Raw genomic sequence first — 24785 nt, forward strand, 5'->3', positions numbered from 1 at the left:
TCGGTCGGTTCTCTCACTTGCGCGCCTTCGGGTCGAGGGCGTCGCGCACGGCGTCGCCCATCATGATGAAGCTGAGGACGGTCAGGGCCAGGGCCAGGGCCGGGTAGAAGAGCACCATGGGGTTGGTGCGCAGGGAGGCCTGGGCGGCGGAGATGTCCGCGCCCCATGACACGACCGAGGGGGGCAGGCCGATGCCCATGAACGACAGGGACGCCTCGGAGACGATGAAGGTGCCCAGGGCGACGGTCGCGTAGACGATGATCGGGGCCATCGAGTTCGGGATGATGTGGCTCATGAGGATCCGGGCCTTGGAGGCGCCGGTCGCTCGGGCCGCGGTGACGAACTCCTCGTTCTTGGCGCTCATGACGGCGCCGCGGGTGATGCGGGCGATCTGGGTCCAGCCGAAGGTCGACAGGACGAGGATCACCATCCACACGTTGCGGTTGTCCTTGAACATCTGCATGAAGACGATGGCGGCGAGCAGCAGGGGAATGGCGAAGAAGATGTCGGTGATGCGCGACAGGAGGGAGTCGAACCATCCGCCGAAGTAGCCGGCCAGGGCCCCGATGGTCCCGCCGATGAGGACGACGAGGATGGTCGTGACGACGCCGACGGTGACGGAGGCGCGGGCGCCGTAGACGACGCGCGCGTAGATGTCGCAGCCCTGGCGGTTGAAGCCGAAGGGGTGGCCGTCGCCGGGGGCCGCCATCGAGTTGGACAGCTCGCAGAAGCGCGGGTCCTGGCTGGTGAAGAGCCAGGGGAAGGCGGCCAGGGCGAGGGCCAGGCCGATGATGACGGCGGCGATCCAGAAGATCGGTCGGCGGCGCAGGTTCTTCCACGCCTCGCCCCACATGGAGGAGGGGGCGGAGTCGTCGGCGACCGCGTCGACGGCGCCCAGGCCGGTCTCGTCGATGTCGGAGACGTAGTGGTCCTGGCCGGCGCGCGTGCGGGCGATGGCGGCGGAGGGGATGAACTCACTCATAGCGGATCCTCGGGTCGAGCACGGCGTACAGCAGGTCGACGATCAGGTTGGCGAAGATGTAGACGAGGACGAGGACGGTCGTCACGGAGACGACGGTGGCGGGCTCGCCCTTGATGATCGCCTGCCATAGGGTGCCGCCGACGCCGGAGATGTTGAAGATGCCCTCGGTGATGATGGCGCCGCCCATGAGGGCGCCGAGGTCGCCGCCGAGGAAGGTGGCGACGGGGATCAGGGAGTTGCGCAGGATGTGGCGGGTCATCACCTGTCCGCCGGGCAGGCCCTTGGCGCGGGCGGTGCGGACGTAGTCGGCGGAGACGTTCTCGGAGATGGACTGGCGGGTCAGTCGGATGACGTAGGCGAGGGAGACGCCGCCGAGGACGATGGCGGGCATCGTCAGGGATTCGAGGGAGACGTTGACGCCGACGGTGGTGGGGAAGATCCCCCATTTGACGCCGAGGAGGAATTGGAAGACGAAGCCGAGGACGAAGGTCGGGACGGAGATGAGGATGAGCGACATGACGAGGATCGTCGAGTCGAAGACCTTGCCGCGCCTCATGCCGGCGATGACGCCGAGGATGATGCCGAGGACGGCTTCGATGGTCAGCGCGTAGAGGGCGAGTTTGATGGTGATGGGGAAGGCGTGGGCCATGACCGAGGAGACGGGCTGGCCGGAGAAGGTCTCGCCGAAGTCGAGGGTGACGACGCCCTTGAGGTAGAGGAGGTACTGCATCCAGAAGGGCTTGTCCAGGTTGTATGCGGCCCTGATCTTGGCCTCGGCGGCCTCGGTGAGTCCGCGGTCGCCGCCGAGGGCTTGGACGGGGTCACCTGGCATCAGGTAGACCATTGCGAAGATCAGGAACGTCGCTCCGAAGAAGACCGGGATGGTCTGGAGGAGCCGCCGTCCGATGTAGCGCAGCATGGACAGTCCTTCGATAGTGGCGCGGCTGGGTGCCGCGCAGTGGGGCGCCCGGGCCCTCGGGTCCGGCGGTGCGCGCGAGGCGGGGCCTGCGCGCACTCTGGGCATCATAGGGTAAACGATCGGCAAACGGGGGATGATCCGCTCCGCGGAACGAGGCGAACGCTCACAGCGGCGCGCGGAGCGATGGGGAGCCGGTGATTCCTCGGAACCAGCGCGGGCGCGACAGGCCCCGGACGCGCGGGGACGGCGTCCACGGCCGAACCCGATTCGTCTGGCAGATCACAGGGCCCGGATACGCCGGGGGCGGTGGGGTTGCCCCCACCGCCCCCGGCGGATGAGTCTCGCGGGCGACCCGGCCGCAAGACCGGGTCGCCGGGTCGTCACTTCTTGGTGATGTCGAAGTACAGGGCGACGGAGTTCCAGCCGAAGACGACGTTGTCGACGTTCTCGGACCAGCCCCCGTTGACGTTGGCGTACCACAGCGGGATGGCCGGGAGGTCCTGGAAGAGGATCGTCTGGGCCTCGTCGAGGATCTTCGCGGACTCGGCGTGATCGGTGACGGCGGCGGCCTGGGTCAGGAGCGCGTCGAACTCGGGGTTCGAGTAGTCACCGTCGTTGGAGCCGGCACCGGTGGCGTAGGTCGGGGCGAGGAAGTTGTACTTGCCCGGGTAGTCGGCCTGCCAGCCGGTGCGGAAGGCGCCGGCGATGGTGCGGTTGTGAACGTCGTCGCGCAGCGACTTGAAGTCCGGGTAGGGCGCGCCCTCGGCCTCGATGCCCAGCGTGTTCTTGATGGAGTTGGTCGCGGCGTCGACCCACGCCTGGTGTCCGCCGTCGGAGTTGTAGCCGATGGTGAAGGTACCGGTGAAGGGCGAAATGGCGTCGGCCTGGGCCCACAGCTCCTTGGCCTTGTCGGCGTTGTAGGTCAGGACCTCGGAGCCGGCGACGGAGTCGTTGTAGCCGTCGACGACGGGGGAGGTGAAGTCCTTGGCGGGGGTGCGGGTGCCGCCGAAGATCGTCTCGGTGATCTCTTCGCGGTTGATCGCCATGGAGATGGCCTGGCGGCGGAGCTTGCCCTCCTCCCCGGAGAAGTGCTCGATGCGGGCGGGGAGGGTGAAGGACTGGAAGATCGCGGCGGCCTGGTTGACGGAGCGGCCCGACAGCTCGGTCTCATAGGTGGAGAAGGCCGAGTCCGGGATGGCGTCGAGGACGTCGAGGTTGTTCGCGAGGAGGTCCTGGTAGGCGGCGTCCTGCGAGGAGTAGAAGATGATCGTCACGCCGTCGTTCTTCGGGGTCCTGTCGCCCGCGTACTCGGGGTTGGGGACGAGCTTGATCTGGGCGTTGTGCTCCCAGCCGTCCTCGCCGTCGACCATGTAGGGGCCGTTGCCGACCGGGTGCTGGCCACCATTGTCCATGTCGTCGAGGGTGGAGTCGGGCAGCGGGAAGTACGCGGAGTAGCCGAGGCGGTCGGCGAAGTCGGGGGTCGACTCCTTGAGGGATGCGGTGAAGGTGTAGTCGTCGGAGGCCTCCAGGCCGGTGATCTCGCCGGCGCCCTCGTCGTCGGTTCCCTCGAACATGGCGAAGAAGTTGACGCTGAGCATGGATTCGGCCGAGGCCTTCTTCCAGGCCTCGACGAAGTTCTTGGCCTTGACCTCGGTGCCGTCGGAGAACTTCTTGCCCTTCTTGAGGGTGATCGTCCACTGGGTGTAGTCGTCGTTGGGCTCGATGGACTCGGCCATCTCCATGTGGGTGGCGCCCTTGGCGTCGTAGTAGACGAGTCCGGCGAAGATCAGGTCGAGGATCTTGCCGCCACCGACCTCGTTCGTGTTGGCCGGGATCAGGGGGTTCTGCGGCTCGGAGCCGTTCGTCGTGATGACTGCGCTGCCCGTCGCGGCCGAATCGGAGCCGGAGGCGGCGGAACCGCCGTTGCCGCCGGAGCAGGCGGTCAGGCCGAGGGCGAGGATTGCCGGGACTGCCAGCCAGGTCCTCTTGAGATTCATGGAGAGTCCTCCTGTTGAAGGGGAAGTCCGGCGGTGTTCGACCGGATACGTCGTGACCCTATACACGGCCATCCATCGGGTGTTTGACGGGTCCATCATGTGTGCATTGCGATTCGGTCACAGAACGTCACAAGAAGGTAAAGATATGGCATAGGCCACACCCCCCTTCTCACCATTTCCCCCGAAAACGAACATTTCCCGCGAAAAACAGGCCCTGAATTTCGTTTTCCGGGGAAATCGTCGAGCCGCGGGAGCGAAAAGATCCGACCAGGGGCCTCCCCCTGACATATGTCATGGGATTCCCCCTCCCCTTCGGCACTGCCGAGCGCCCGGAGCACCGGCGACGATCATCCCCATGACAGCACCAGACCCCCACTCCCCCGCGCCGCCCGTCATCGACGTCCGGGGCGCCCACAAGTCCTTCGGGACCGTGACCGCCGTCGCAGGAGTCGATCTGACGATCCCGCGCGGGCAGGTCGCCGCTCTCCTGGGCGTCAACGGCGCCGGCAAGACCACCCTCATCGACCTCGCCCTCGGACTGCAGCACCCGACTCACGGGAGCGCCAGGCTCTTCGGCCTCGCCCCACGCGACGCCATCCGCCGAGGCCTCGTCGGCGTCGTCCACCAGAGCGGCGCCCTCCTCCCCGACTACACGGTCGACCGCACCCTCCGCCTCTTCGCCGCCACCCACACGCGCAGCCTCGACCTCGACGCCCTCCTCGACCTCACCGCCCTCACCGGCCTCGCCCGGCGCCGCGTCGGCAGGCTCTCCGGGGGCGAGCGCCAGCGCCTACGCCTCGCCCTCGCCCTCCTGCCCGACCCCGACCTCCTGATCCTCGACGAACCCACCGCAGGCATGGACGCCGTCGCCCGCCGCGCCTTCTGGGCCCTCATGCGCGACCAGGCCGACGAGGGCCGAACCATCGTCTTCGCCACCCACTATCTCGCCGAGGCCCAGGACTTCGCCGAGCGGACCATCATCATGAGCGACGGACGCGTCCTGCGCGACGGCCCCACCGACGAGATCCGCGCCGAGACGCGGACCCGGCGCCTGAGCATCCACCTCCCCCGAACGTCACGGCCCGACGCCGAAGCGGCCCTCACCCGCCTCGCCGACTCCCCGTCCTGGCGCGTCCGCTGGGACGACGAGGAGACGCCCGGCTCATCCCCCGACGCCCTCGTGTCCGTCGAGGGCCGCGACCTCGACGACGCCGCCCGCGCCCTCCTGGCGATCCCGGGCGCGCACGACCTCCACCTGACCACCGCGACCCTCGAGGACGCCTTCGCCGCCCTCGTCCAGACTCAGGAGTGAACGATGACATCCCCTCTCCCCACGACCGCCGCAGGCCCCGGCCCAGAACCGGCCCCCCGGATCAGGTCAGCCGCCGAGCGGCGCCCCGGATCGGGCTGGGACGGCCTCGGCTCCCTCGCCTGGTCGTCGTTCTTCACCCTCATCACCAACCCGTTCTCCCTCGGGTTCTCCATCGGGCTGCCGATCTTCATGTACCTGATGTTCGGCACCAACGCCTCCTACGCCGACCACGACATCGGGCACGGGAACGTCGCCGCGGCCGTCCTCATCAACATGGCGATCTACGGGGTCATCATGACGGCCTCGTCCATGGGCGCCAACGTCTCCCTCGAACGGGTCTCCGGCGTCTCCCGCCTCTTCGCCATGACCCCGATCTCGTCGGCGGCCATCATCGCCGCCCGCGTCATCGCCTCCGTCATGGTGTCGGGAGTGGTCATCGCCATCCTCTTCGCCGTCGGCGCCTCCACCGGCTCTCGCATGGACGCCGGAGCATGGGCCGCCTCCGCGCTCATCATCGTCGCCTCCACCATTATGCCGACGGCTCTCGGCCTGGCGGCCGGGTTCCTCGTGCGCTCCGACGGCGTGTTCGCCCTGACCTCGATCGTCAGCGTCGTCGGCTCGTTCCTGTCGGGGATGTTCATCCCCCTGGAGCAGATGGGGCGATTCTTCACGGCCCTGGCCCCGTGGTCCCCGTTCTACGGGATGATGAAGCTCGCCCAAACCCCCCTGTTCGGCTGGGAGAACATCGAATGGCAGTGGGCGGCCAATTGGCTGGCCTGGACCGCGCTCCTCGCCGTCGTGGCGATCCGCGCCCAGAGCCGCGACACCGCCCGGTGACCCCTAGAGTCATCCCCATGCCGCCCGACGCCGACCCCCTCTCCCCCGTCGCGAACCGCCCGTCGGGGACGACCCGGCGCGAACGGCTCATCGCCCTGGCCTGGGCGTCGCCGTTCCTCGTCTTCCTCGGGTTCCCCGTCGCCGCCTCCATCGACGCCGGTCTCGACCGGCCCGAGTCGCTGGCCGTCCTCGTCTGCGTCGGCGTCCTCGCCCTGACCTACGTGGCGTCCTGGATCGTCAACCCGACGGCCCCGGCCTCGCGGCGCGTCACCGGGCGGTTCATCACGACGATCGTGCTCCTCGCCCTCGTCCAGACGGCGCTCGCCGTGGTCATCTCGCGCGTCGCCGGGGGCACGGGCGGGCCCTACCTCGCGTCCTACCTCGCGGCCGCGGTGGCCCTGCTCAGCCCGGTCGGCCTCGTCTGGCCCCTGGCGGCGGCGACCATCGCCCTGAGTGCCCTCCAGGTGATCCTCTTGCCCGGAGAGCCGCCGATGGCGATCCTCACCGTCGTCATGAGCCTCGTCGTGTGCCTGATGGCGCGCGAGTCGATCCTGCGCGAGGACCGCAACCGGCTCGCCCACCAGCAGGACCTCCTCCTGTCGTCCGAGCGCGAGCGGACCCGCCTGAGCGCCGATCTGCACGACATCCTCGGGCAGACGCTCACGGGGATCACGGTGACGGCGGATCTGGCGGGGCGCCTCGTCGACGCGGGCAGGATCGACGAGGCCCGGGCGCGGATCGACGAGCTCACCGACTTGTCGCGCGAGGCGCTGGAGGACGTGCGCGCGGTGGTCGCCCGCAATCGGACCCTCGACCCAGATTCGGAGATCGAGTCGGCGCGCGGACTCGTCGAGGCCTCTGGGGCGCGCTTCGTCGTCGTCCGGGAGGGGGAGCCCGACCCGGGGGCGCCCGCGGTGTTCGTCGCCCACGTGATTCGCGAGGGCGTGACGAACGCTTTGCGGCACGCGAGCCCGGACGGGGTGACGGTGACCATACGATCCGACGGGGTGCGGGTCGTCAACGACGGCGCGCCCCGGCCCCGCTCGGGATTCGCGAGGTCCCGGCCGGTCGCACGCTCGGGCTCGGGCTCGAGCTCGGGCATCACGGGGCTGCGCGACAGAGTCGGCGATGCGGGGATCGTCACCGCGGGGCCGGTGCCGGGAGAGGCGCGGATGTGGGAGCTGTCCCTCGTCCTGTCCCCGTAGGGCGCCGCTCCTGACGGCGCGGGAGCGCAGGGGCGGGTCCCGCACTCTGGTGTCCCGTGCCGGGGGTTGTCCGGAGGCCGGGACTCGCGAGCGCCGTTCCCCTCCGGCGTTCGCGACGAGGTCGCCCAGGGCGCCCCGTTCTCGCCCCGGGTGCCGAGTCGTAGGCTGATCGACGTGACTCAGACCAGTTCCGGGACGCCGATCCGCGTCCTCGTCGTCGACGACCAGGCCCTCGTGCGCGGTGCGATCGCCGCCCTGCTCGGCCTTGAATCGGATATCGAGGTCGTCGGGCAGGCCGGGGACGGCGCCGAGGCGCTGGCGGTCCTCGAGGGCGAGCGCGCCGCCGGGCGCCAGATCGGAGTCGTCCTCAGCGATGTCGAGATGCCCGGAGTGGACGGGCTCGCCGCGTGCGCGGCGATCCGGCGACGTTTTCCCACCACGCGCGTCCTCATGCTGACGACCTTCGGCCGTCCCGGGTACGTCCAGCGCTCGCTCGACGCCGGCGCCTCCGGGTTCGTCGTCAAGGACGCCCCCTCCGAGCAGCTCGCGGACGCGGTTCGCCGCGTCGCCTCGGGCCTGCGCGTCATCGACCCGGTGCTCGCGGTCGAGACCCTGGCGCGCGGGGCCTCGCCTCTGACGGATCGGGAGACGGACGTCCTGCGCGCGGTCGCCGACGGCGGCACGATCGCCGACATCGCCGACCATCTGGGGTTGGGCCAGGGAACGGTGCGCAATCATGTCTCCGCCGCGATGCTCAAGACGCAGGCGCGCACGCGCGCCGAGGCGGTGCGCATCGCCATGGAGTCCGGATGGCTGTGACTCCCGAGCGCAGTACTCGCGCCGCGGTCACGGGCACGACAGGAGGACGCGCGCCATCGCCTCCTTCTCCGAGCCGGTGACCGAGAGCCCCCACCGCGCCTTCACCCGGATCTGGCGGGCGACGTACTCGCAGCGGAATGCCCGGTTCGGCGGCAGCCACAGGTCGGCCGACGCCGCCCCTTTGTCCGTGTTGGCCTGGCCGTCGACGGCCAGCAGGTTCACCGGGTCGTTCGCGAAGGCCTGGCGCTGCGCCCCCTCCCACCGCCAGGCCCCGGACCTCCAGGCGTCGGCGAGGGCGACGACGTGGTCGATCTGGACGAGGCCGGAGGTGTCCTGGCCCCGCTGGAACTCGATCGTCTCCCCCACGTACGGCTCGGCCAAGGCGCCGGATACGACGACGCAGTCGTTCGTCCCCGGCTTGAACGCCGGGCGGGCGAGGTCGCGCGCGAGGATGTCGTTGCGGGTGTCGCAGCCGTTGCGGTCCTCGTCCGCCCACGCCTGGCCGAAGCGGTCGCGCTCGTAGTCCGGGGCCGCGGCCTCCTCTTCGAAGCCGCGCACCGGCAGGGTTTTGAGCTCCCGGGCCGTTGACGTGTCCGGCAGGGCGTCGACGGCGGTCCCGCCCGCCCCCATCCACCCCCAGCGCCCGCCCATCCCGAGCAGATCGGGCCCCAGGCCGGGCACCAGCGCCCATGCGAGCAGGACCACGACGACGGCCGCGACGACGAGGTCGCCGATCCGCCGGCGCCCGGCGCGCCCGAGCACCCGATCCATGAGAGAGATCCTCCCCTCTGCTCCGCGCCCGTTCACCGCTGCCCGACGGGGGACGAGGCGCGGTCCTCGTCCCTCTGCGTACCGACGCGCCCATGATGCCGCTCCCCACCCGCGTCTGGGGCCTTCCTCCACAGGGGCGGTCGGGGGATCGCGGCGCCGGCGCCCTGTGGACGAGGCCCGGGCGGGCGGGATGGGGAGGGACAGGGCCGGGGCCGGCCGGGCGGGGGACGGGACGCTGTCGACGACTCCCGGGCGAACGCGGCCGGAACGGGGACTGCCCCGACGGACAGGGTCGAAACGGGGCGGGGAGGGACGAGGTCGGGGCTGCGGGGTCGGGACGGACAAGATCGCGATCAACACGACCCGGGCGGGCGGGGTGGGGAGGAAAGAGACCGTGATGGATGACTCCCGAGCCGACGGAGCCGTAAAGGACACGGCCCCGACGGACCGGAGGAGCCGGGGAGGGGAGGGCCAACCCCCGGGCTGCAGGGTCGGGGCGGCCAGATCGCGGTCGACGAGGCGGGGTCGGCACAGTCCGACCGACGAGGATCAGCGCGCCGAACCCGCCGGCGCCGGGATCGATCGGCCCGGCGCCCGCCTCTCCGCGTCGGCGCTCACGCGCCCCGACGATTCATCGACCACTCCTTGACGTGGAAGAGGCCGACGATGACGAGCGTGAGGACGCTCATCGCGACGAGCTGTTGGCGGGCCACCGGATTCCACGCCATGAGCCCGGCGACGACCACCAGGCCCCCGAGCACCACCCACGGCAGCCATGGCCAGCCCGGCATCCGCAGACCCAGTCGGCCCTCGCTCTCCAACTGATCGTGCAAACGCATCTGCGCGATGAGGATGAACACCCAGATGATCAGCAGGACCATGCCGATCGCATTGATGAAGATCCCGAGCAGCGCCTCGGGCAGCCACCAGTTGAGCGCCACCGAGACCAGCGCGAAGGCGATCGACACGGACACGGCGCGACGCGGTGTCTGACCCCGGGCGAGATCCCCCGCGCCCTCGCTCGACACGACCCCGGCCAGGCCACCGACGCGCTCGCCGGCGCCGACCCGCGACGCCCCCAGGGAGCCCGCGTCGCGCCCGAGGAGCCAGCGGACCCCCATGCCCCGGGCGGACAGGGAGTAGGCCATGCGGCTCGACGAGTAGATGTTCGCCGAAAACGCGGAGATCAGGGCGACGAAGACGACGGCCTCCATGATCCTCGCGACCGCCGGGACCCCCGCCATCTCGAGGACGGCGGCGAAGGGATTCGTCGCCATCTGCTCGGAGTCCCACGGCAGCAGGCAGATCAGGAGGATCACGGAGCCCACGTAGAACACGAGGATCCGCAGGATCACGGAGCGGATCGCCGACCCCATCGCGGCTTTCGCGTCCTCGGCCTCGGCCGCCGCGATCGTCACGATCTCGATGCCGCCGAACGACGTGATGATCGCCAGGAGCCCGACGGCCACGCCCGCCATCCCCTTCGGGAGGAACCCGCCGTGGCCCAGGAGCGTGTCGAGGACCGGGTCGGTGCGCCCCGGGACCACCCCGATCACCAGGCCGACCGCGATCGCGAGGAACGCGATGATGGCGACGACCTTGATGCCGGCCAGCCACGCCTCGACCTCCCCGAAATCGCCCGCGGCCATGAGGTTGATGCCGCCCAGGACGACGACGATGACGAGGGCGACGACCCACTGCGGGACCGACGGGAACCAACCGATGAAGATCCCGGCGGCGCCGGTGATCTCCATGCCGAGGACCATGATGAGCATCGCCCAGTACAGCCAGCCGGACGTGAAGCCCGCCCACCTGCCGATCCCGGCCTCCGCGTAGGTGGAGAACGAGCCGGTCGAGGGCAGGGCGGCGGCGAGCTCGGCGAGGGCGAACATCACCGACACGGCGATGAGGGCCGCGAGCGCGTACGAGATGAGGACGGCGGGGCCCGCCTCGGACACGGCGACCCCGGTGCCGAGGAAGAAGCCCGCGCCGATGGCCGACCCGAGGGCCATCATCGACAGGTGGCGCTTCTTGAAGCGGCGCGCCGCGGGGGCGGGGGCGAGCGGGGTGGTCACGTGGGGGCCTTTCGTTCAGGGCGTGGTGAGACCTCGAAAGGCTAGTGCTCGGGCGGTCGCGGGGGCCACTTCGCCCGTCCCGCCAGGCCGGGCGTGAGATCGGGCCCATCCGCGATTCGGACGCGGTGGCGGTCCCGCTGTTCGGCGCCCTCGGCCCCCGCCCCCACCGACAAGGCCGTCTTGCCCTGGCCCTCCCACGCCCTCGGCTGCCACGGACCTCGCCCCCGTCGAACGTCCGTCTTCGCCCAACTCTCCCGCGCCCTCGGAGCCCGCGCTGCGGACCCGGTCGGCCTCTTCCGAGACCGCATCCCCCTCGCGCCCCGAGTCCCGCGAGTTCGCCACCCGCTCCTCGGCGGCCTCGCTGCGTTCGCCGCGCGCCCCCGGCCCCGTCGCGGATCGCGGCGCCCGAGGTCGGGGCTGCTTCCAGCGGATCGTGGCGCCCGAGGTCAGCGGGGCCCCTCCCAGCGGATCGACCGTTCGGACAGGAGACGGCGCACCTGGGTCGACGTCAAGGTGAGCGTCCAGTCCCCCGTCTGCGGGAGCTGCCAGCGCCTCCAGTGGGCGAGCACCGTGAACGCCGAGCCGACGATCGTAGCGACGAGCATCCCGACGGTCGACAGGCCCCGCTCGCAGAAGATCACCATGATCGACGCCGACACCAGGGCCGGGGTCGCGTAGAGGTTGTTCCCGCCGAACACCTGCGGGACGTTGCCCGCCGAGATGTCGCGGATCATGCCGCCGCCGACCGCCGTGATGATGCCGAGCATGATCGCGGGGATCCAGGAGAACCCCGCGTCGAGGGTCTTGAGCGCCCCGGTCGCCGCCCAGCATCCGAGGACCGTGCCGTCAGCGATAATCAGGGCGATGCGCCACGGGCGCGACTGGAGCTTCCACAGCATCGCGATCCCGGCCCCGACGAGCGCCGTCCCCAGGTAGTAGGGGTCGGTCAGGGCGACGGGGGGCCCGGACTGGAGGAGCACGTCGCGCAGCATCCCGCCGGCAAGGGCCGACATGATCGCCAGGACGGCGAAGCCCACCGCGTCGAAGTTCTTCGTGCGCGCCAGACGCCCGCCGAGGACCCCGTTGAGGAGGACCCCGAGCAGGTCGATGGCGCGGAAGAGATCCGGGAGGGTCTCGTTGAGGGCGTCGAGCACGTCGACCATTGTCGCGTGCCGACGGGCCCAAGGGAAATGCCCTCGTGGGGAGGACCCGCTGCCTGCCCGTTCGTCCCGGGGCTCCCGACCCGGATCCTCCCGCCCTCGTCGACGTCCGATGCGGCCCCGACGGCTCGCGGCGGCCTCGGTGGTCCCGCTGGTTCCGGCGACTGCGGGGCCGGGCGATTCGGCCCCGCCCGCGCCGGCGCCCCGCCCCCGACGGTCGTCCGACGCGCGCACGGCGAGAAGACGGGCAGACGCGAAGGCGAGGCCCGAGGCGCGGGGCCCCGGATCAGCCGACAACCACCCCGAAGAGGTGCCCGAGGAGGGAGGTGACGGCGGCCGCGCCGTAGCCGATGAGGAGCTGGCGGATCGCCCGCGGCATCGGCGCCTGCCCCGACAGGACCCCGACGACGCCGCCGGTCCCCAGCAGCGCGAGGCCCACGAGCCCCGCGGCGACGAGGACCGCCGTCATGCCCGTCAATCCGACGAGGTAGGGCGCGAGCGGCAGGAGCGCGCCGAGCGCGAAGAAGCAGAAGGAGGACGCCGCCGCCCGCATCGGGGTCCCGATCTGCTCGTCGGCCCCGCGCGCGCAGGCCGCGCCCTCCCCCAGGGCGGCCCGCACGGCGATGACCCCGGAGTCGGTGCGCGCCGGCGTCGCGACCTGCTGGAAGACCCGGGCGGCGTGGGCGTCGGCTTCTTCGGGGGTCTCGCCGCGGGCCCGGAAGACGAGGGCGAGCTCGTTCGCGTCGACGTCGAGGGAGGGGACGGCCTGGTGGGCCTCGGGGTCGGGGATCGAGGCGTCGAGGAGCTCCCGCTGGCTCGTCACCGACACCCACTCCCCGGCGGCCATGGACAGGGCGCCGGCGAGGAGCCCGGCGAGGCCGGAGGCGAGGACGTACTGGGCGCCCATGCCGGTGGCGGCGACTCCGAGGATCAGCGCGAGGTTGGAGACGAGCCCGTCGTTGGCGCCGAAGACGGCGGCCCGGAAGGTGCCGGCGAGGGTCTCGCGCGAGCGGGCGGTCAGGCCCCTGACGACTTCGCCGTGGATGTGCTCGTCGGCGGCCATCTGCGCGGTGGCGTCGTCATCGGCGTCGTAGGCGGTGTGCTGCTCGGATCGTTGGGCCATCGCGAGGATGAAGATCGTGCCGAACATTTGGGCGAGCCACGCGCTGAGGCGGGCGGACAGGCGGGGCCGGGGCGCGGGCAGGGCGCGGTCGCCGAGCAGGGCGAGCCAGTACTCCTCGTGGCGGCGCTCGGCCTCGGCGAGGCGCAGGAGCACGTCGCGCTCCTCGCCGGTGCGGCGCTCGGCGAGGGAGCGGTAGGTCCTCGCCTCCATGCGCTCCTCGGCGAGGTGGCGGCGCCAGCGGCGGATCTGGGCCCGGCTCGGCTCGGGGCGCGCGGCCGTCGGCGCGGGGTCGTCGGCCCGCGGCGACGAGGGCGTCGGGGACCCCACGGCCTGCGGCGGGGTCATCGACGGGGCGAGGCCGATGCGGGGGGCTCGTCGCCGACGGGGCGGGCGACGGGGGCGTCCTCGTCGACGGAGACGACGCGGGTCCGGACCTCGGGGTTCGGGGGGGCTCCGAAGAGGCGCTCCTTGACGGCGTCGGCGACCTTGTCGGTGACCTTCTCCCCCTGGATGCGGACGATATCGGAGACCTTCTCCCCGGCGCGGTCGAGGGGTTGGGACACGAGGGGGGCGCGGCGCACGCGGGAGGCGGCCGAGCGGATCCTGTCGTACTGCTCGCGGCCGGCGCGCGTGCCGAGGACGTATCCCGCGGCGAGCCCCAGTGCGATCCCGAACTTCGTGCCCATGTCGGCCCCTCTCGTCGTGCGGGCCGTCGGCCCGTCGTTGGGCCCTCAGCCTACCCGGGGCCGCCGATCCGTCCTAGTGCCCGGCGGGCGCCCGGGGTCCGGCCGGATCGGTCCGACCCGGGGGCGTTCCGTGGTGTCGCAAGGCCAGACGGTCCCGGGTGAATCGGATCGGTCCGACCCGGGGCCTTTCGCGGGCTCGCGCGCGACTCTCGCCTCGTCGGCGCGCACGGCGGGGCCTCGGCCGCTGGGCGATCCGATCGCTGTGCCCGCGCCTCGTCGGCGCCGTCGGGACCTTTCCCCCTCGGCTGTCGCCGCCCGCCCAGCCTCACCGCCGCGGCGTCACGGCCCAGCCCGGTCCGGCCTGACCGCCGGCACGCGGGATTTCACACATGCGCGACCGGCGGACGGGGTCTCGCGCTCGGCCGTCGCGGCGGGTTAGGTTGGCACGGTGAGCGAGATCCTGATCGACACGCCCCGCGGCGTCTGCCTGGCGGGGACGTTCATCGACCCCGTCGACACGGGCGATGCGGCGGTGGTCTTCTCCCACCCGTTCCTGTCGGACCGCCACTCGTCGGGGCATTTCGACCGCCTCGCGCGCGCCTACCGGGCGGCGGGCTACGCGACCCTCGCCTTCGACTACTCCGGGCACGGGGCCTCCGGCGACGAGATCATCACGCTCGACGCGCTGATCGAGGACCTGCGGGCGGCCTCCGGGTGGTTGGCGGATCGGGGCCTGCCGCGCCAGGTCCTCCACGCGCACTCCTTCGGCGCGACGGTCGCCCTCGCGGCCAGGCCGATGCAGGCGCAGGCCCTCGTCTTGTCGTCGCCGGCGATCGGGCCGGTGTCCTACGACTGGACGGAGATCTTCTCCGACATCCAGCTGTCCGATCTCGAGCGGTACGGGGCGACGACGATCCCGGATGATTCGCCGTCGGTGCGCCGCCAGTTCACGATCTCCAAGCAGACCCTCATCGATCTGTCGATGAACGAGGCCGATCGCCTCCTCGACGGGCTGGAGGCGCCGACGCTCATCGTCCACGACGGGGCGGACGCCGAGAGCGGGCTCTTGGAGATGACGCAGGAGGCTTTCGCCCTGCTGCCCAACGGGTCGCGGGTCGAGGTGGTCGCCGACGCGGTTTTCGGGCTCGGCGAGGGCGTGGAGCGGCTCGACGCGCACGCCGTCGCGTGGGCGCTCCAGTGGGTGCCGATCGCCCGGGAGACCCAGTCGATGCGCTGACCGGCGTCGCCGCCGCTCGTCCGGCCTGCGCGCGTGCGCGCGGGCCTCGCGAACGGACGACCCCCTTCCCACCAGGGGCGGTGACCCCGGCGACGATCATGCGCTGGTCGACGGCGGATGAACGCCCACCTCCGGCCGGGGCGGCGGACGGGGACGCCAGCGTTTCAGCGGGCGAGCCCGTCGAGGAACCCCCCGACCAGGTCCGCGAGCGCGGGATCGTCCCTCCACCGGCGCGTCCCGAAGGTCCTGGTCGACGCGGTGGCGACCGCCGACGCGAAGGCGATGACCGGCGTCGGATCTGCCGGGGTCGGCGCCCCGGCCTCGTGCATCCTCCCGAGCGCCCAGGTCAGGGCCCCGTGGAGGACGTCCCCGGCGCCCAGGGTCGATGCCGAATCGACGGCCTCGACCGGGACCTCGCCGTCGGCGCCGTCCCACCACCAGTGGATGGGCAGGGCGCCCCGGGTGCGGATCGTCCGGGTGATGCCGAAGCCCCGGAGGAAGTCGGCGATGTCGGAGCCGATGGGCTCGGCGAGCAGGGGCGGGCAGAAGTCGGCGGAGACGATGGCGACGTCGACGAGGGGCAGGAGCGGGGTGAACCAGTCCTTCCACGAGCCGCCGTCGAGGACGCGCAGGTGGTCCGGTTTGGCGTCGACGAGGGCGAAGGGGTCGGGTTCGGCCAGTCCGGCGGGGTTCTCGCGGGGGGCGACGCCGACGAGGAGGGCCGCTCGGGCCAGCTCGGGGTTGTGCCCGTCGACGAGGACGACGTCGGGGGCGCCGGTGGTGGGGAGGGCCCGGTCGAGGAGGCGGGCCCCGAGGTCGGGGTCGAGGGGGGTGCGGGAGTTGGTCGAGGCGACCATGCGCCCGTCGGGGTGCTCGATGATCGAGGAGATCGCGGGTCCGACGGCGGAGGAGTCGGCGGATGCGGCGTCGAGGATGGTGACGCCCGCGGCGGCGAGGTCGGCGGTGATGAGGTCGGCGGCGGGGCCGGTGCCGATGGCGGTGAGGAGGGTGGCGGACGAGGCGGGGGCCTCGTCGTGATCCGCGTCCTCGGGCCGGGGGGCGGGGGCGGGTCGCGGGCGGAGGGTCCGGGCGAGGCGCTCGAGGGCTTCGACGGTGACGGCGGCGTTGGTCGCGGGGCCGCCGGCGGACAGGGCATGGTCGACGGATGTCGTCTTCGTCTCAGGGTCGGGGCGGTGGTCGAGGGTGTGGAGGACGTCGAGGGTCGTCAGTCCGGCGATGAGGGCGTGCATGCGGCCATTATCCGATGGGCGGGGCTTGACGAGGGCGGTTCCCCTCCGGCCCGATCGCGGCGGCGATGATCTCGGCGCGAAGCGCGTCCTCGGCGTCGCCGCGGTCGGGGTCTCGGGCTCGTCGCGTCCTGCCCCGCGGGCGGAGCGCCGACCATCCCGTTCTCACCCGCGGCGACCCCTGATACCCCACCAGCGGCCACGCCCGAGCCCGTCGTCGGGATCGGCCTTCACGCATTCAACCGACTCGCACCGGGTTGACGATCACCGTGGCAGGGGCGGGGGCGTCTTCCCCCTCTCGCCTCACGCGGCCACCGCTCACGCGAGGAAAGCTGGACTATTGAACGACCTTCACGTAGTGAACTGTGAAGTTCGAGCCCACGAGACGGAAGACCTGGCGACTTCGCGCGAAGTCGAACGGGTTCTCACTGGGCTTCTGCCAGATATCGAGGCCCTTGCCAAGATCGATCCTCCACCCCTTATCTGTCTCGATCCGACGGTCGTGGATCGTGTCGTCGAATCTAACGTGCAAACGCACGCCGACGGCATCGGAAGCCTCCTTGATGTTCTTCAGCATGATGAGCTGCGTCTGTTTGAACTCCGCTTTTTTCTCTTCGGCGGTCACAAGTTCGACGTCGATCTCATCGGCGTCCTCCTTGGTGGACGCGAGCAGGCTCAAAAGATCCGCGAGATTGCGCCCCTGGTGAGGCATGCGGATGTACGGGTCCGTGATCCTGATTCGTTCGGCCCCCTGCAAGTACGGCAGGAGGACATTCTCGTACGAGACGCCCTTCTGACCGGCGAAGAAGTCTCTGGGGCCTTCGAAGAGAGACGGCTGACGAGCAGGCGTCGAGTTTGTCGACGCGACCGGATCCGCCGCCACCCCGGGAAGTGGAGTCCTCACGGGTACCACCCCTTCCGAAGAAGCCCCCATGATCTCTTCTCTCGCGGCCTCTTCGCCCGCGACAAGCGACCAATCGCGAAGGTAAAGATGCGGGTACTGGTTCTCCTCAAGCGAGGTCACGTTGTGCCATGCACCCGCAGCATCCGAGTAGCGGAACCGGACGGGAGCATCGCGCATCGTGGCATCAATCCTGAGGATCGAGTCCTTGACCCGCTTGCGCCCCTCGATCGCGTACTCGATCAGAACGCGCATCTCCTCTTCAGTCGCTTCTCCAGTCGGATGGATGAGCTTCATGAGTCCGGAGAAGGTCTTCCGAATAGCGTCCTGGTCTCGTGTAGAGAGCGAAGAGTCAAGGGTGAAGTACTCCTTGTATTTGTCGGAGAAGTCCTCGGAGCGCTTCGCCCGCAGAATCTCAGCGAGGTAGTCGACGACGAACCCGTATCCCGTTGAGAACATCTCGGACCTGATGGGGGCAACTTCCCAGCCGGGGATGTAGTGGTGGATTCGGTCGAGCCAGGCTGGATCCCGGTAAGCATCGGGGAGTTCATCGAAGAGGTCGGAGTTCTTCAGCATGTACGGAACAGTGTGCGTCGTGTTGCCGATGAAGGCCATGGAGGCTTCTGCCCCGTAGATGCTCGTGCCTCGCGAGAAGGACTTATTCGCGAGGTAGTTCTTCATGACGTTCACGAGGTTCTGGTCGGTTCGCCTGTTGGCAGCGAATTCATCGAATGCCACGCAGTCCCAGTAGCCGACGAGGCCGATCCGGCCGGAGGCGTTGTTCACGAAGAGCTTCGCGACGGTGACTTCTCCTCCGGAGATAAGGATTCCGTTCGGGGAGAATTCGCTGAAGGTGTGCGACTTGCCAGTGCCCTTCGGGCCGAGTTCGACGAGGTTGAAATTGCGCTCGACGAAGGGGACGAGCCGTGTGAGGGCGATGAGCTTGCCGCGTTCGGTGAACTGCTCGGGATTGAGACCGATCGACTGCATGAGCAGGTCGGTCCACTCCTTCGTTGTGAAGGCTCCTCGGGCCTCGTAGTACTGGTCGATGTCGACGCCGGCGACTTGGATCGGCTTGAGCGAAGCCAAAATCCATGGAACGACCTTCTGGTCGTCGGAGTGGAAGTACTCAATGTCGCAGATACACCAGATGCCGCCGACGAGGAGCTTCGGATTCTTCTTCACGGTGGCGTCGTCGATGATGACGCCCTTAATCTGAAGGTTCTCGAACTCGGCCTCGTGGACATCGTTCTTCTCATTGAGGGTAACGGTGACCTTGTCGATGACGCGATGGTGCCCCTTCCGGCGGATCTCGGATTTGGCGAGCATGTGCTCATTGCGATTGACGTAGTGGGTCGCGAGGATCTTGCGAACACTGTCGATTCCCGCCTGAATCGTCGCTTCATCGTCGGAGGTGGCGTACTGCCCAAGGAGGTACTCGAGGACGTAGGAGGGGACGACTGCATTCCCACGCACGGCTTTCACGAGGTCCTTGCGGACGACGGATCCAGCGAAGTGATCGTTGATCTTCCGGTCGAGTTCGGACTTCACGGGTTCGCCGTCCATCGCTCCAGTCTGGACGAACGGATCAATCGTTCCGAGGGCGTCTTCGAGGTTGGTCATGTCTCTCCTAGAAGTCGAAGTCTGTCGTGAAGGAACGTCTCAGCATGTAGTTGGCTTTCGAGAAGGTCTTCCATTGAGTCGTGTTGGGGATCGGCTCTTCGAGGCGCAGTTCGACCGGACGCAGATTGAAGTCATCGGCCTCCTGCGTGAGGTGAAGGACCGTGCTCTGGTACCTGTCGCGCGGCTCTTCAGATGTGCTCTCGAAGGTGAGGATTGGGGTATCGGAGATGAGTACCTCTCCAACGTAGAGTCCCAGACGAACCCGTCGGGCGTGAATCTTGTCTGTGACGGCCTCTCGTTGCGCGAGCTTCACGGCGAGCTGGCCCGTGGTGATCTTGTCAGTCTCGGGCATGAGGTCGACAGCGACGGGGCGGGTATCACTTGTGCGCTTCTTGTTGATGGCGACGACCGGAACAACGATTTCCTGCAGGGAGGCACCGCCGTGGACGTATCGAGAACCCGGGCCGGGCATGCGGAGGCGATGGATCGACTTCGGGATCTGGATCTCGACATCTCCGGAGAGCCCCGCCTGCTCGGAGGTGAAGGTCATGAACGAGGACGAGGGAGCGAGTGCCTCCCCGAGGACGAAGCGACGATTCTTCATCGTGACGTGCTCGCCCTGCGCTTTGTCGGAAAGGTAGTAGGCGTCTTCGAGGGGGACATCCTGGTAGAGAAATCCATGATCGGCTGTGACGAAAATGTTCGTCGCGTTGGCGTTGGTCCATTTCTTCACGAGACGGACGAGCTCACGGATCGCATCGTCCGCCGCTTCAAATACGGTCGATTCGGAGGCAGGCTTATCACCAGCCGCATCGATGCGGTTGTGGTAGACAAAAAAGACCGTGTGGCTCTTATATAGTTCGCGCATTTCCGACCCGTTCATGTTGAGGATGTCGGTTGCCTGGAGCGCGCATCCGTCGACGGTCTTGAGGATCTTGTCGCGATTGGCGGTTCCGTTACTTGGTTTTCCATCGACGAGTACGGGAAGTCCCTCAGGGGTCAGTTCAAGAGTTTCATGAGGAAGAAGGGCTGCCATTCCAAGCTGAGTGTAGCTCGGTAACGCTCCGAATCGCGCGGAGAGAATCGCACTGAAACGGTCCTCTGAGCGGATACGCGACGCGAACTCGTCTGCGATTTCGTAGCGCAGCGCATCTGAAATGATGACGACGGCTTTGTTCCGACCACCCGAAATGAGAGGAGCGACCTTCTCCTTGTAGAAGAGTGATTGCTTGGGAAGAGCTGTTGTCTTCCATTCGCTCATCGTGTCGAGAACCTGCTGCCAAGCCTGTCCAAGGCCGAAGAGGAAACGGTTCGCGTACTGCTTGTCGACCTCGGCCTTGAGCCCCTCGAGAGGATGGGGATTTTCAAGCATGCGATATGCCGTCGTAAAACGCCGGTAGAGCTGATCGATCATGAACCATTCGGACTGGTATTTTTCGAGGCCCTCGGCGATGGAAGCGATCGACTCGGGCATCGCGGAGATCATGGCGAGCACATTCACAGCGTCGAGCAGTGCGAGGTAGAAGCCCTTGTACTGATCGTACCAGAGGCTTTCTTTGCGGCGAACGATGAGCTCGGCAACTTCGTTGCGCGTCATGGTTCGGTCGGCGATCGCGTCTGCGAGGCCGACGATGATTCTCTGATCGATCTCCTTGAAGATCATGCCCTCGATGAGATCGCGGAAGTCGATGTCATCGAGACTCGAGGCGATGTCCAGCTGGTCGGCCGCTCGTGAGGCGAGCTTCCTCATTGTGTCTTGAGCTCGCGTGTCGTATCGCAATGAGTAGAAGTCGGAGCGAATATTTCGGTACTGCTCCGAGTCGTCTGCTGCGAAGTCGTTCACGGCCAGACGGAATACCCAGAGGATGAAGTCGTCGATCGTGGGAGTCGAACTTTCATAACCGTAGATGTTCTTGAGTCCTGCCCAGAAGAAATCGTCAAGACCGAAGACCGCGAGTTCATCGAACTTCAACGTCGAACCATTCGCGTAGTCGATGAGGAGTTCGCGGACGATATCTGTGAGTTTATGCCCGGAGGATTTGATGAGTACTTGGCACATCTTGGCCCTCATGCGCGCAGGATCATCGCCCCTGGCAAGAAGGTCCTCGAGCGCTTTCCTACGCCTCGCGGCGCCGAAGAACTTCTGATGAGCGTCGATAACAGGAAGGAGTGCAGGGTTGTTGATACCCAGCTCTCGTTGAAGCATCGCGGTCTTGTCGGCGGTGAAAACGTCGTAGGCAAGTTCGAGATCGAGAAGCCAGTTCTGCGTGTCGACGGGGGTCGTGCCGGGGCGATAGACGAGGTAGGCACCCTTCGAGTCTGACAGTAGCCTGTGCTTAATCCCGAATTCGTCACCGTCGACGCGGATGATATTGACTCCGTCGAGGTCGAGACCATCAAGCTCGTTCTCGTATTCGCCTTCGGAGTCGTGCCAGAAGACGATCCGATTCTGAGCGAGTCTCTCGCGCAGGTGCTGTGCGACTTCTCCGCTCATTCGCATTCCTCCAGCTTCTTCTCTAGTTCCTTCAACGTCCGTGAGTCTTCCGCATCCGCGGCGAGGGCCTCCTGTCGCTTCCGGGCGGCATCGAATTCCACGTAGCGCTCTTCGGCAATCTGCTTCGCAACCTTTGCCTGGACCCGTCCGGCGTGCGTGAGCAACTCTCGTTCGTTGAAGTTCAAGAAAGCGTCCAAGCGCTCCTCCCAATCCCTCATCGTCATCGCTCGACGCCTTTTAGCTTGATCCTCCGCGAAGTCGAGGTACATGGTGACGATTCGGTCAAGCTCCGTGATCTCCGCTGCATCGAGGTAGTTCTTGGCGACCACGACGTCGTGCTTCCGAACGACTAAACCGCTCCACGATGTGAGGCCCATGTTCGCCGCTGCAGGATCGCTGCGGAGAGAGACGATTTCGGCAGCGGTATGTCCGGTGACTGCCCAGAGCATCTTGTTTTGGACCTTTGCGAAGAATGCTTTGGCCGCGCCCGACTTCGGGTCGTAGTCGATGGCGGTCGCGTAGAGGTCGCGGATCTTCTGATAGAAGCGCTTCTCCGAGGCTCGGATGTCGCGGATGCGCTCCAACCACTCGTCGAAGTAGTCCCAGCCTTCCGCGCCCTTGAGGCGCGCGTCATCCATCGCGAAGCCTTTGATGAGGTACTCGCGCAGGACGCTCGTCGCCCACTGACGGAACTGGACGGCGCGAGGAGTCGTCACGCGGTAGCCGACCGCGAGAATCATGTCGAGGTTGTAGACCTTGAGGCGCCGTCGAACCTCGCGCTCCCCTTCTCGACGAACTATTAACTCTGAGTGAATAGTTGCTTCGTCGACTTCCCCGTCATCGAGGATGCGCCTGAGGATCTGCGCGATATTGGGCACCGAGGTCCCGTACAAGTCCGCCATTTCGGCCTGCGTGAGCCATACTGTACCCTCCGAGGCTCGCAGTTGCATCTGCGAGCCATCGGCAGCGTTGTAGAGGATCAGTTCGCCGTCTTTCATCGTCGCCCTCCTCGTCTCATGCCGCCCTTTCAGTCACCGGAGCCTTTCAGGCCCTTGATGGTGATGAGGGCAGCGCCGAACTTGGGGTAGTTGAGGCGCACGCCGTCGTCGAGGTCGATCTCGATGTTCTCGGTGGCCTTCGGATAGAGGATTTCACGTTCGTAGTCGCTGAGTTCGACGAGGATCGCGCGTATGCGGTCTGCTTCCTTCGCATCGCCGGAGCGTTCGGCCTGCTCCCTGTGCGTTTCGAGCTTCGTGATGTATTCGCGCAGGTAGCGCAGCACGACGGAGACCGTCGAGGGCACATAGCGGTGCATGTAGATGAGGGCGTTGAAGGAGCCCTTGGGGCTGGAGAAGAGCCAGTAGATGGGGCGCTTCTTGTAGCGCTGGACGTGATCGTCGTAGAAGGCCGAGGACATCTTGCGTTTCGTTGTCTTCACGAAGTAGTCGCGCAAGGTCTTCACGCCGAGGGTCTCGATGACATAGCGAAGATTCGCTTCAAAGTTCTCCTCGCCGAAGACGGTTCGGAGGAAGAGCCGGAACCGTTCGACGATGTCGTCGGCGAACCAGTCGCCGTCGAGCATCGGGATGACGTTGTCCTCATCCGGCATGAAGGTCGGGTTCGGAACCTTCGCAAGGTAGTCGGCGAGCGTCGCGCCCTGGTCGGCGAGGATCAGTCCCGGCGAGTCGAGGCTGTAGCGCCCGAACATGCATCCGACGGAGTAGGAGATGAGGTCGACGATCGAGGACTGGTCGAAGGCGGCGTCTCTCTCCTCCGGAGTCTTGTCGGGCCAGCTGAAGGCGGAGTTGTTCGTCAGTGAGACGCGCTCGAGGGGGACGTAGGAGTCGATCTCGTCTTCGAGCCCGTAGAGTTTTGCGACCGCTTCATTGTTCTCGATCTCGAGGCGCTGCTGTTCGAGAGACCGTTGCTTCCATTCCTCGCGGTGCTGCGCCACGATCTGTTCAAGGGTCTTCACCTGGTTACCTCACGAAGGTTCGTCGGGTCTCGGCTCCCCATGCGTCGGCAGGTGAGCCCCACGAGGGTAGCCATCCGGGTAGCCATTGATCGTGATCAAGGTTACCTCTCAGAGTCCGAGTAGCTCCGCACTTGTTGCGAGTGCCGCGCGGGTCCTCGTCCGGTCCGTGTGCAGGTAGGACTGGGTACTGAGCACGGAGGAGTGCCCGAGGATCGCTTTGATGGTGGTCTCGTCGACGCCGCCGGAGAGGAGCATCGTGGCCGCCGTGTGGCGCGCTTCGTAGAGCAGGGGACGACGAGTGGTCCCGTCCGGGAGCGTGACGAGGATGCCGGCCTCGTCGACGAGGGCATACCACTGGCCCCTATCGAACTCGGCAGAGCGCGGGGAGCCGTCTTCTCTCGGCCACACCAGTCCGTGCGGGGAGTCGCATTGTCCTTTCCAGGTCCGGAGCTCGGCGGCGAGGCGGGGCGCGAGCGGTATGACTCGCGTACCCGCGCGAGTCTTCGGTCGAACGAGGTGGAATGCGCCTTCGATGGGGCGGGACTCAAAACCTCGAGGAACACGAAAACCACTCGCGGGGTTTCTGCGTTCCTTGTAGGGGAGGGCTTTGAGCTGCCAAGCGAGGGTCATGGTCTCGTCTTCGAGATCGATCATGTCCCAGGTGAGACCCAGGGCTTCAGCTGGGCGAAGACCTTCGATGAGTGCGGCGATCCAACGGGAGGAGTCCGATCGCGATTCGGCGACCTCGAGGATCGCCTTCGCCTGTTCGACGCTGAGCGCTTGACGAGGCGAGACACCGACTCCGGGTCCAGGCGTCTCTCGCGCTCGGGAATTCACCAGGTAACCGTCGGCTACGGCGTCGACAAGAAGTTTGCGAAGGACGGCGTGAGTCCTCTGCATGGTCGTCAGGGCGAGCCCTTCCGCTTCTTGGTTCCTTGCCACCCTGCGGATGTCCACAGGAGTCAAGGAATCGAGCCGGATGTGACCGATCGTCGGGATAATCCAGCGAGTCACCGCGGAACGATCGGCGACGTAAGTCCCCGGACGAACAATCCGCTGCCGATGGTCGAGCCATGCATCAGCCCAGCATTTGACTGTGATCGTCGAGAAACTGGGAATCGGGCCTTCGGTGGAGATTCGCCGTTGAGCCTCTTCCAGGCGTCGTCGAGCCTCGGCCTCCGTCCGCGCCTTCAAGGTGAGCCGACGTCGAGTTCCCCGACTGGTCCACCCGTCTTCTATCGCGGCAACCCATTGCCCTCGCGAGTTGCAGTAAATCGAACCGGTTCCCTTGCTGCGCTGCTTCGATGCCGACATGCATCATGATTACCGCTTTTCGGGAGTGCAAGGGTAGCCATCGGGGTAGCCATTTCATGAAGCCGACGCATGTAGCTAACCTTTTTGGCCTTCCGCGAGCTTGCCACA

The 24785-nt window shown here is 67.6% G+C and carries 19 protein-coding genes; 5 read left to right on the forward strand and 14 right to left on the reverse strand.

Features of this window, described 5'->3' with window-relative positions:
• Window positions 1–13 precede the first annotated feature (13 nt).
• The 3 genes from M3T53_RS01620 to M3T53_RS01630 all read right to left on the reverse strand — a co-directional run bounded on the left by M3T53_RS01620 (window position 14) and on the right by M3T53_RS01630 (window position 3898).
• Window positions 14–982, reverse strand: a complete 969-nt coding sequence (locus M3T53_RS01620) for an ABC transporter permease (RefSeq protein ID WP_272432690.1) — start codon at window positions 980–982, stop codon at window positions 14–16.
• Window positions 975–1901: an ABC transporter permease gene (locus M3T53_RS01625; RefSeq protein ID WP_272432691.1), complete on the reverse strand. Its 927-nt coding sequence runs from the start codon at window positions 1899–1901 to the stop codon at window positions 975–977. The genes M3T53_RS01620 and M3T53_RS01625 overlap by 8 nt, the downstream gene beginning before the upstream one ends.
• Before the next feature lie 380 nt (window positions 1902–2281).
• A complete protein-coding gene (locus M3T53_RS01630; protein WP_272432692.1) occupies window positions 2282–3898 on the reverse strand; it encodes a peptide ABC transporter substrate-binding protein in 1617 nt (538 codons plus the stop codon).
• Between the two features lie 355 nt (window positions 3899–4253).
• Between M3T53_RS01630 and M3T53_RS01635 the strand changes: the two genes are divergently transcribed.
• From M3T53_RS01635 to M3T53_RS01650, 4 genes are all read left to right on the forward strand, one after another.
• Window positions 4254–5210, forward strand: a complete 957-nt coding sequence (locus M3T53_RS01635; RefSeq protein ID WP_272432693.1) for an ABC transporter ATP-binding protein — start codon at window positions 4254–4256, stop codon at window positions 5208–5210.
• A 3-nt stretch (window positions 5211–5213) separates the two neighbouring features.
• Entirely contained in the window at window positions 5214–6047 is an 834-nt protein-coding gene (locus tag M3T53_RS01640) for an ABC transporter permease (RefSeq protein ID WP_272432694.1), read from the forward strand.
• Window positions 6048–6064: 17 nt separating this feature from the next.
• Complete coding sequence (locus tag M3T53_RS01645) at window positions 6065–7252, forward strand: sensor histidine kinase (RefSeq protein ID WP_272432695.1); 1188 nt, start codon at window positions 6065–6067, stop codon at window positions 7250–7252.
• A 174-nt stretch (window positions 7253–7426) separates the two neighbouring features.
• On the forward strand, window positions 7427–8071 hold the full coding sequence (locus tag M3T53_RS01650; protein ID WP_272432696.1) for a response regulator transcription factor: 645 nt from the start codon (window positions 7427–7429) through the stop codon (window positions 8069–8071).
• A gap of 27 nt (window positions 8072–8098) precedes the next feature.
• Here the strand turns inward: M3T53_RS01650 and M3T53_RS01655 are convergent, their stop codons facing one another.
• The 5 genes from M3T53_RS01655 to M3T53_RS01675 all read right to left on the reverse strand — a co-directional run bounded on the left by M3T53_RS01655 (window position 8099) and on the right by M3T53_RS01675 (window position 13886).
• Complete coding sequence (locus M3T53_RS01655; RefSeq protein ID WP_272432697.1) at window positions 8099–8842, reverse strand: HNH endonuclease family protein; 744 nt, start codon at window positions 8840–8842, stop codon at window positions 8099–8101.
• A gap of 614 nt (window positions 8843–9456) precedes the next feature.
• A complete protein-coding gene (locus M3T53_RS01660) occupies window positions 9457–10857 on the reverse strand; it encodes an amino acid permease (RefSeq protein ID WP_272432872.1) in 1401 nt (466 codons plus the stop codon).
• A gap of 506 nt (window positions 10858–11363) precedes the next feature.
• A complete protein-coding gene (locus M3T53_RS01665; RefSeq protein WP_272432698.1) occupies window positions 11364–12080 on the reverse strand; it encodes a trimeric intracellular cation channel family protein in 717 nt (238 codons plus the stop codon).
• A 283-nt stretch (window positions 12081–12363) separates the two neighbouring features.
• On the reverse strand, window positions 12364–13545 hold the full coding sequence (locus M3T53_RS01670; RefSeq protein WP_334540113.1) for a VIT1/CCC1 transporter family protein: 1182 nt from the start codon (window positions 13543–13545) through the stop codon (window positions 12364–12366).
• Window positions 13542–13886, reverse strand: coding sequence for a YtxH domain-containing protein (locus M3T53_RS01675; RefSeq protein ID WP_272432699.1), 345 nt, complete (start codon window positions 13884–13886; stop codon window positions 13542–13544). The genes M3T53_RS01670 and M3T53_RS01675 overlap by 4 nt, the downstream gene beginning before the upstream one ends.
• Before the next feature lie 448 nt (window positions 13887–14334).
• On the opposite strand from M3T53_RS01675, the gene M3T53_RS01680 reads away from it, so the two are divergent.
• Window positions 14335–15123 (forward strand): alpha/beta hydrolase, encoded by a 789-nt coding sequence (locus M3T53_RS01680; protein WP_272432700.1) that lies wholly within the window; start codon window positions 14335–14337, stop codon window positions 15121–15123.
• Window positions 15124–15287: 164 nt separating this feature from the next.
• On the opposite strand, the gene M3T53_RS01685 is transcribed toward M3T53_RS01680, so the two are convergent.
• From M3T53_RS01685 to M3T53_RS01710, 6 genes are all read right to left on the reverse strand, one after another.
• Window positions 15288–16373: a kinase gene (locus tag M3T53_RS01685; protein ID WP_272432701.1), complete on the reverse strand. Its 1086-nt coding sequence runs from the start codon at window positions 16371–16373 to the stop codon at window positions 15288–15290.
• Between the two features lie 334 nt (window positions 16374–16707).
• The gene (gene brxL / locus M3T53_RS01690; protein ID WP_272432702.1) at window positions 16708–18894 is read right to left on the reverse strand and encodes a BREX system Lon protease-like protein BrxL; all 2187 of its coding nucleotides are present in this window, start codon (window positions 18892–18894) and stop codon (window positions 16708–16710) included.
• A 7-nt stretch (window positions 18895–18901) separates the two neighbouring features.
• Window positions 18902–21388, reverse strand: coding sequence for a BREX-1 system phosphatase PglZ type A (gene pglZ / locus M3T53_RS01695; RefSeq protein WP_272432703.1), 2487 nt, complete (start codon window positions 21386–21388; stop codon window positions 18902–18904).
• Entirely contained in the window at window positions 21385–22386 is a 1002-nt protein-coding gene (locus M3T53_RS01700; protein ID WP_272432704.1) for a virulence RhuM family protein, read from the reverse strand. The genes pglZ and M3T53_RS01700 overlap by 4 nt, the downstream gene beginning before the upstream one ends.
• Window positions 22387–22415: 29 nt before the next feature.
• Complete coding sequence (locus M3T53_RS01705) at window positions 22416–23363, reverse strand: hypothetical protein (RefSeq protein WP_272432705.1); 948 nt, start codon at window positions 23361–23363, stop codon at window positions 22416–22418.
• A 108-nt stretch (window positions 23364–23471) separates the two neighbouring features.
• Complete coding sequence (locus tag M3T53_RS01710; protein WP_272432706.1) at window positions 23472–24677, reverse strand: tyrosine-type recombinase/integrase; 1206 nt, start codon at window positions 24675–24677, stop codon at window positions 23472–23474.
• Window positions 24678–24785 lie beyond the last annotated feature (108 nt).

This window comes from Actinomyces sp. B33 (assembly GCF_028437565.1).
Lineage (GTDB): Bacteria > Actinomycetota > Actinomycetes > Actinomycetales > Actinomycetaceae > Pauljensenia.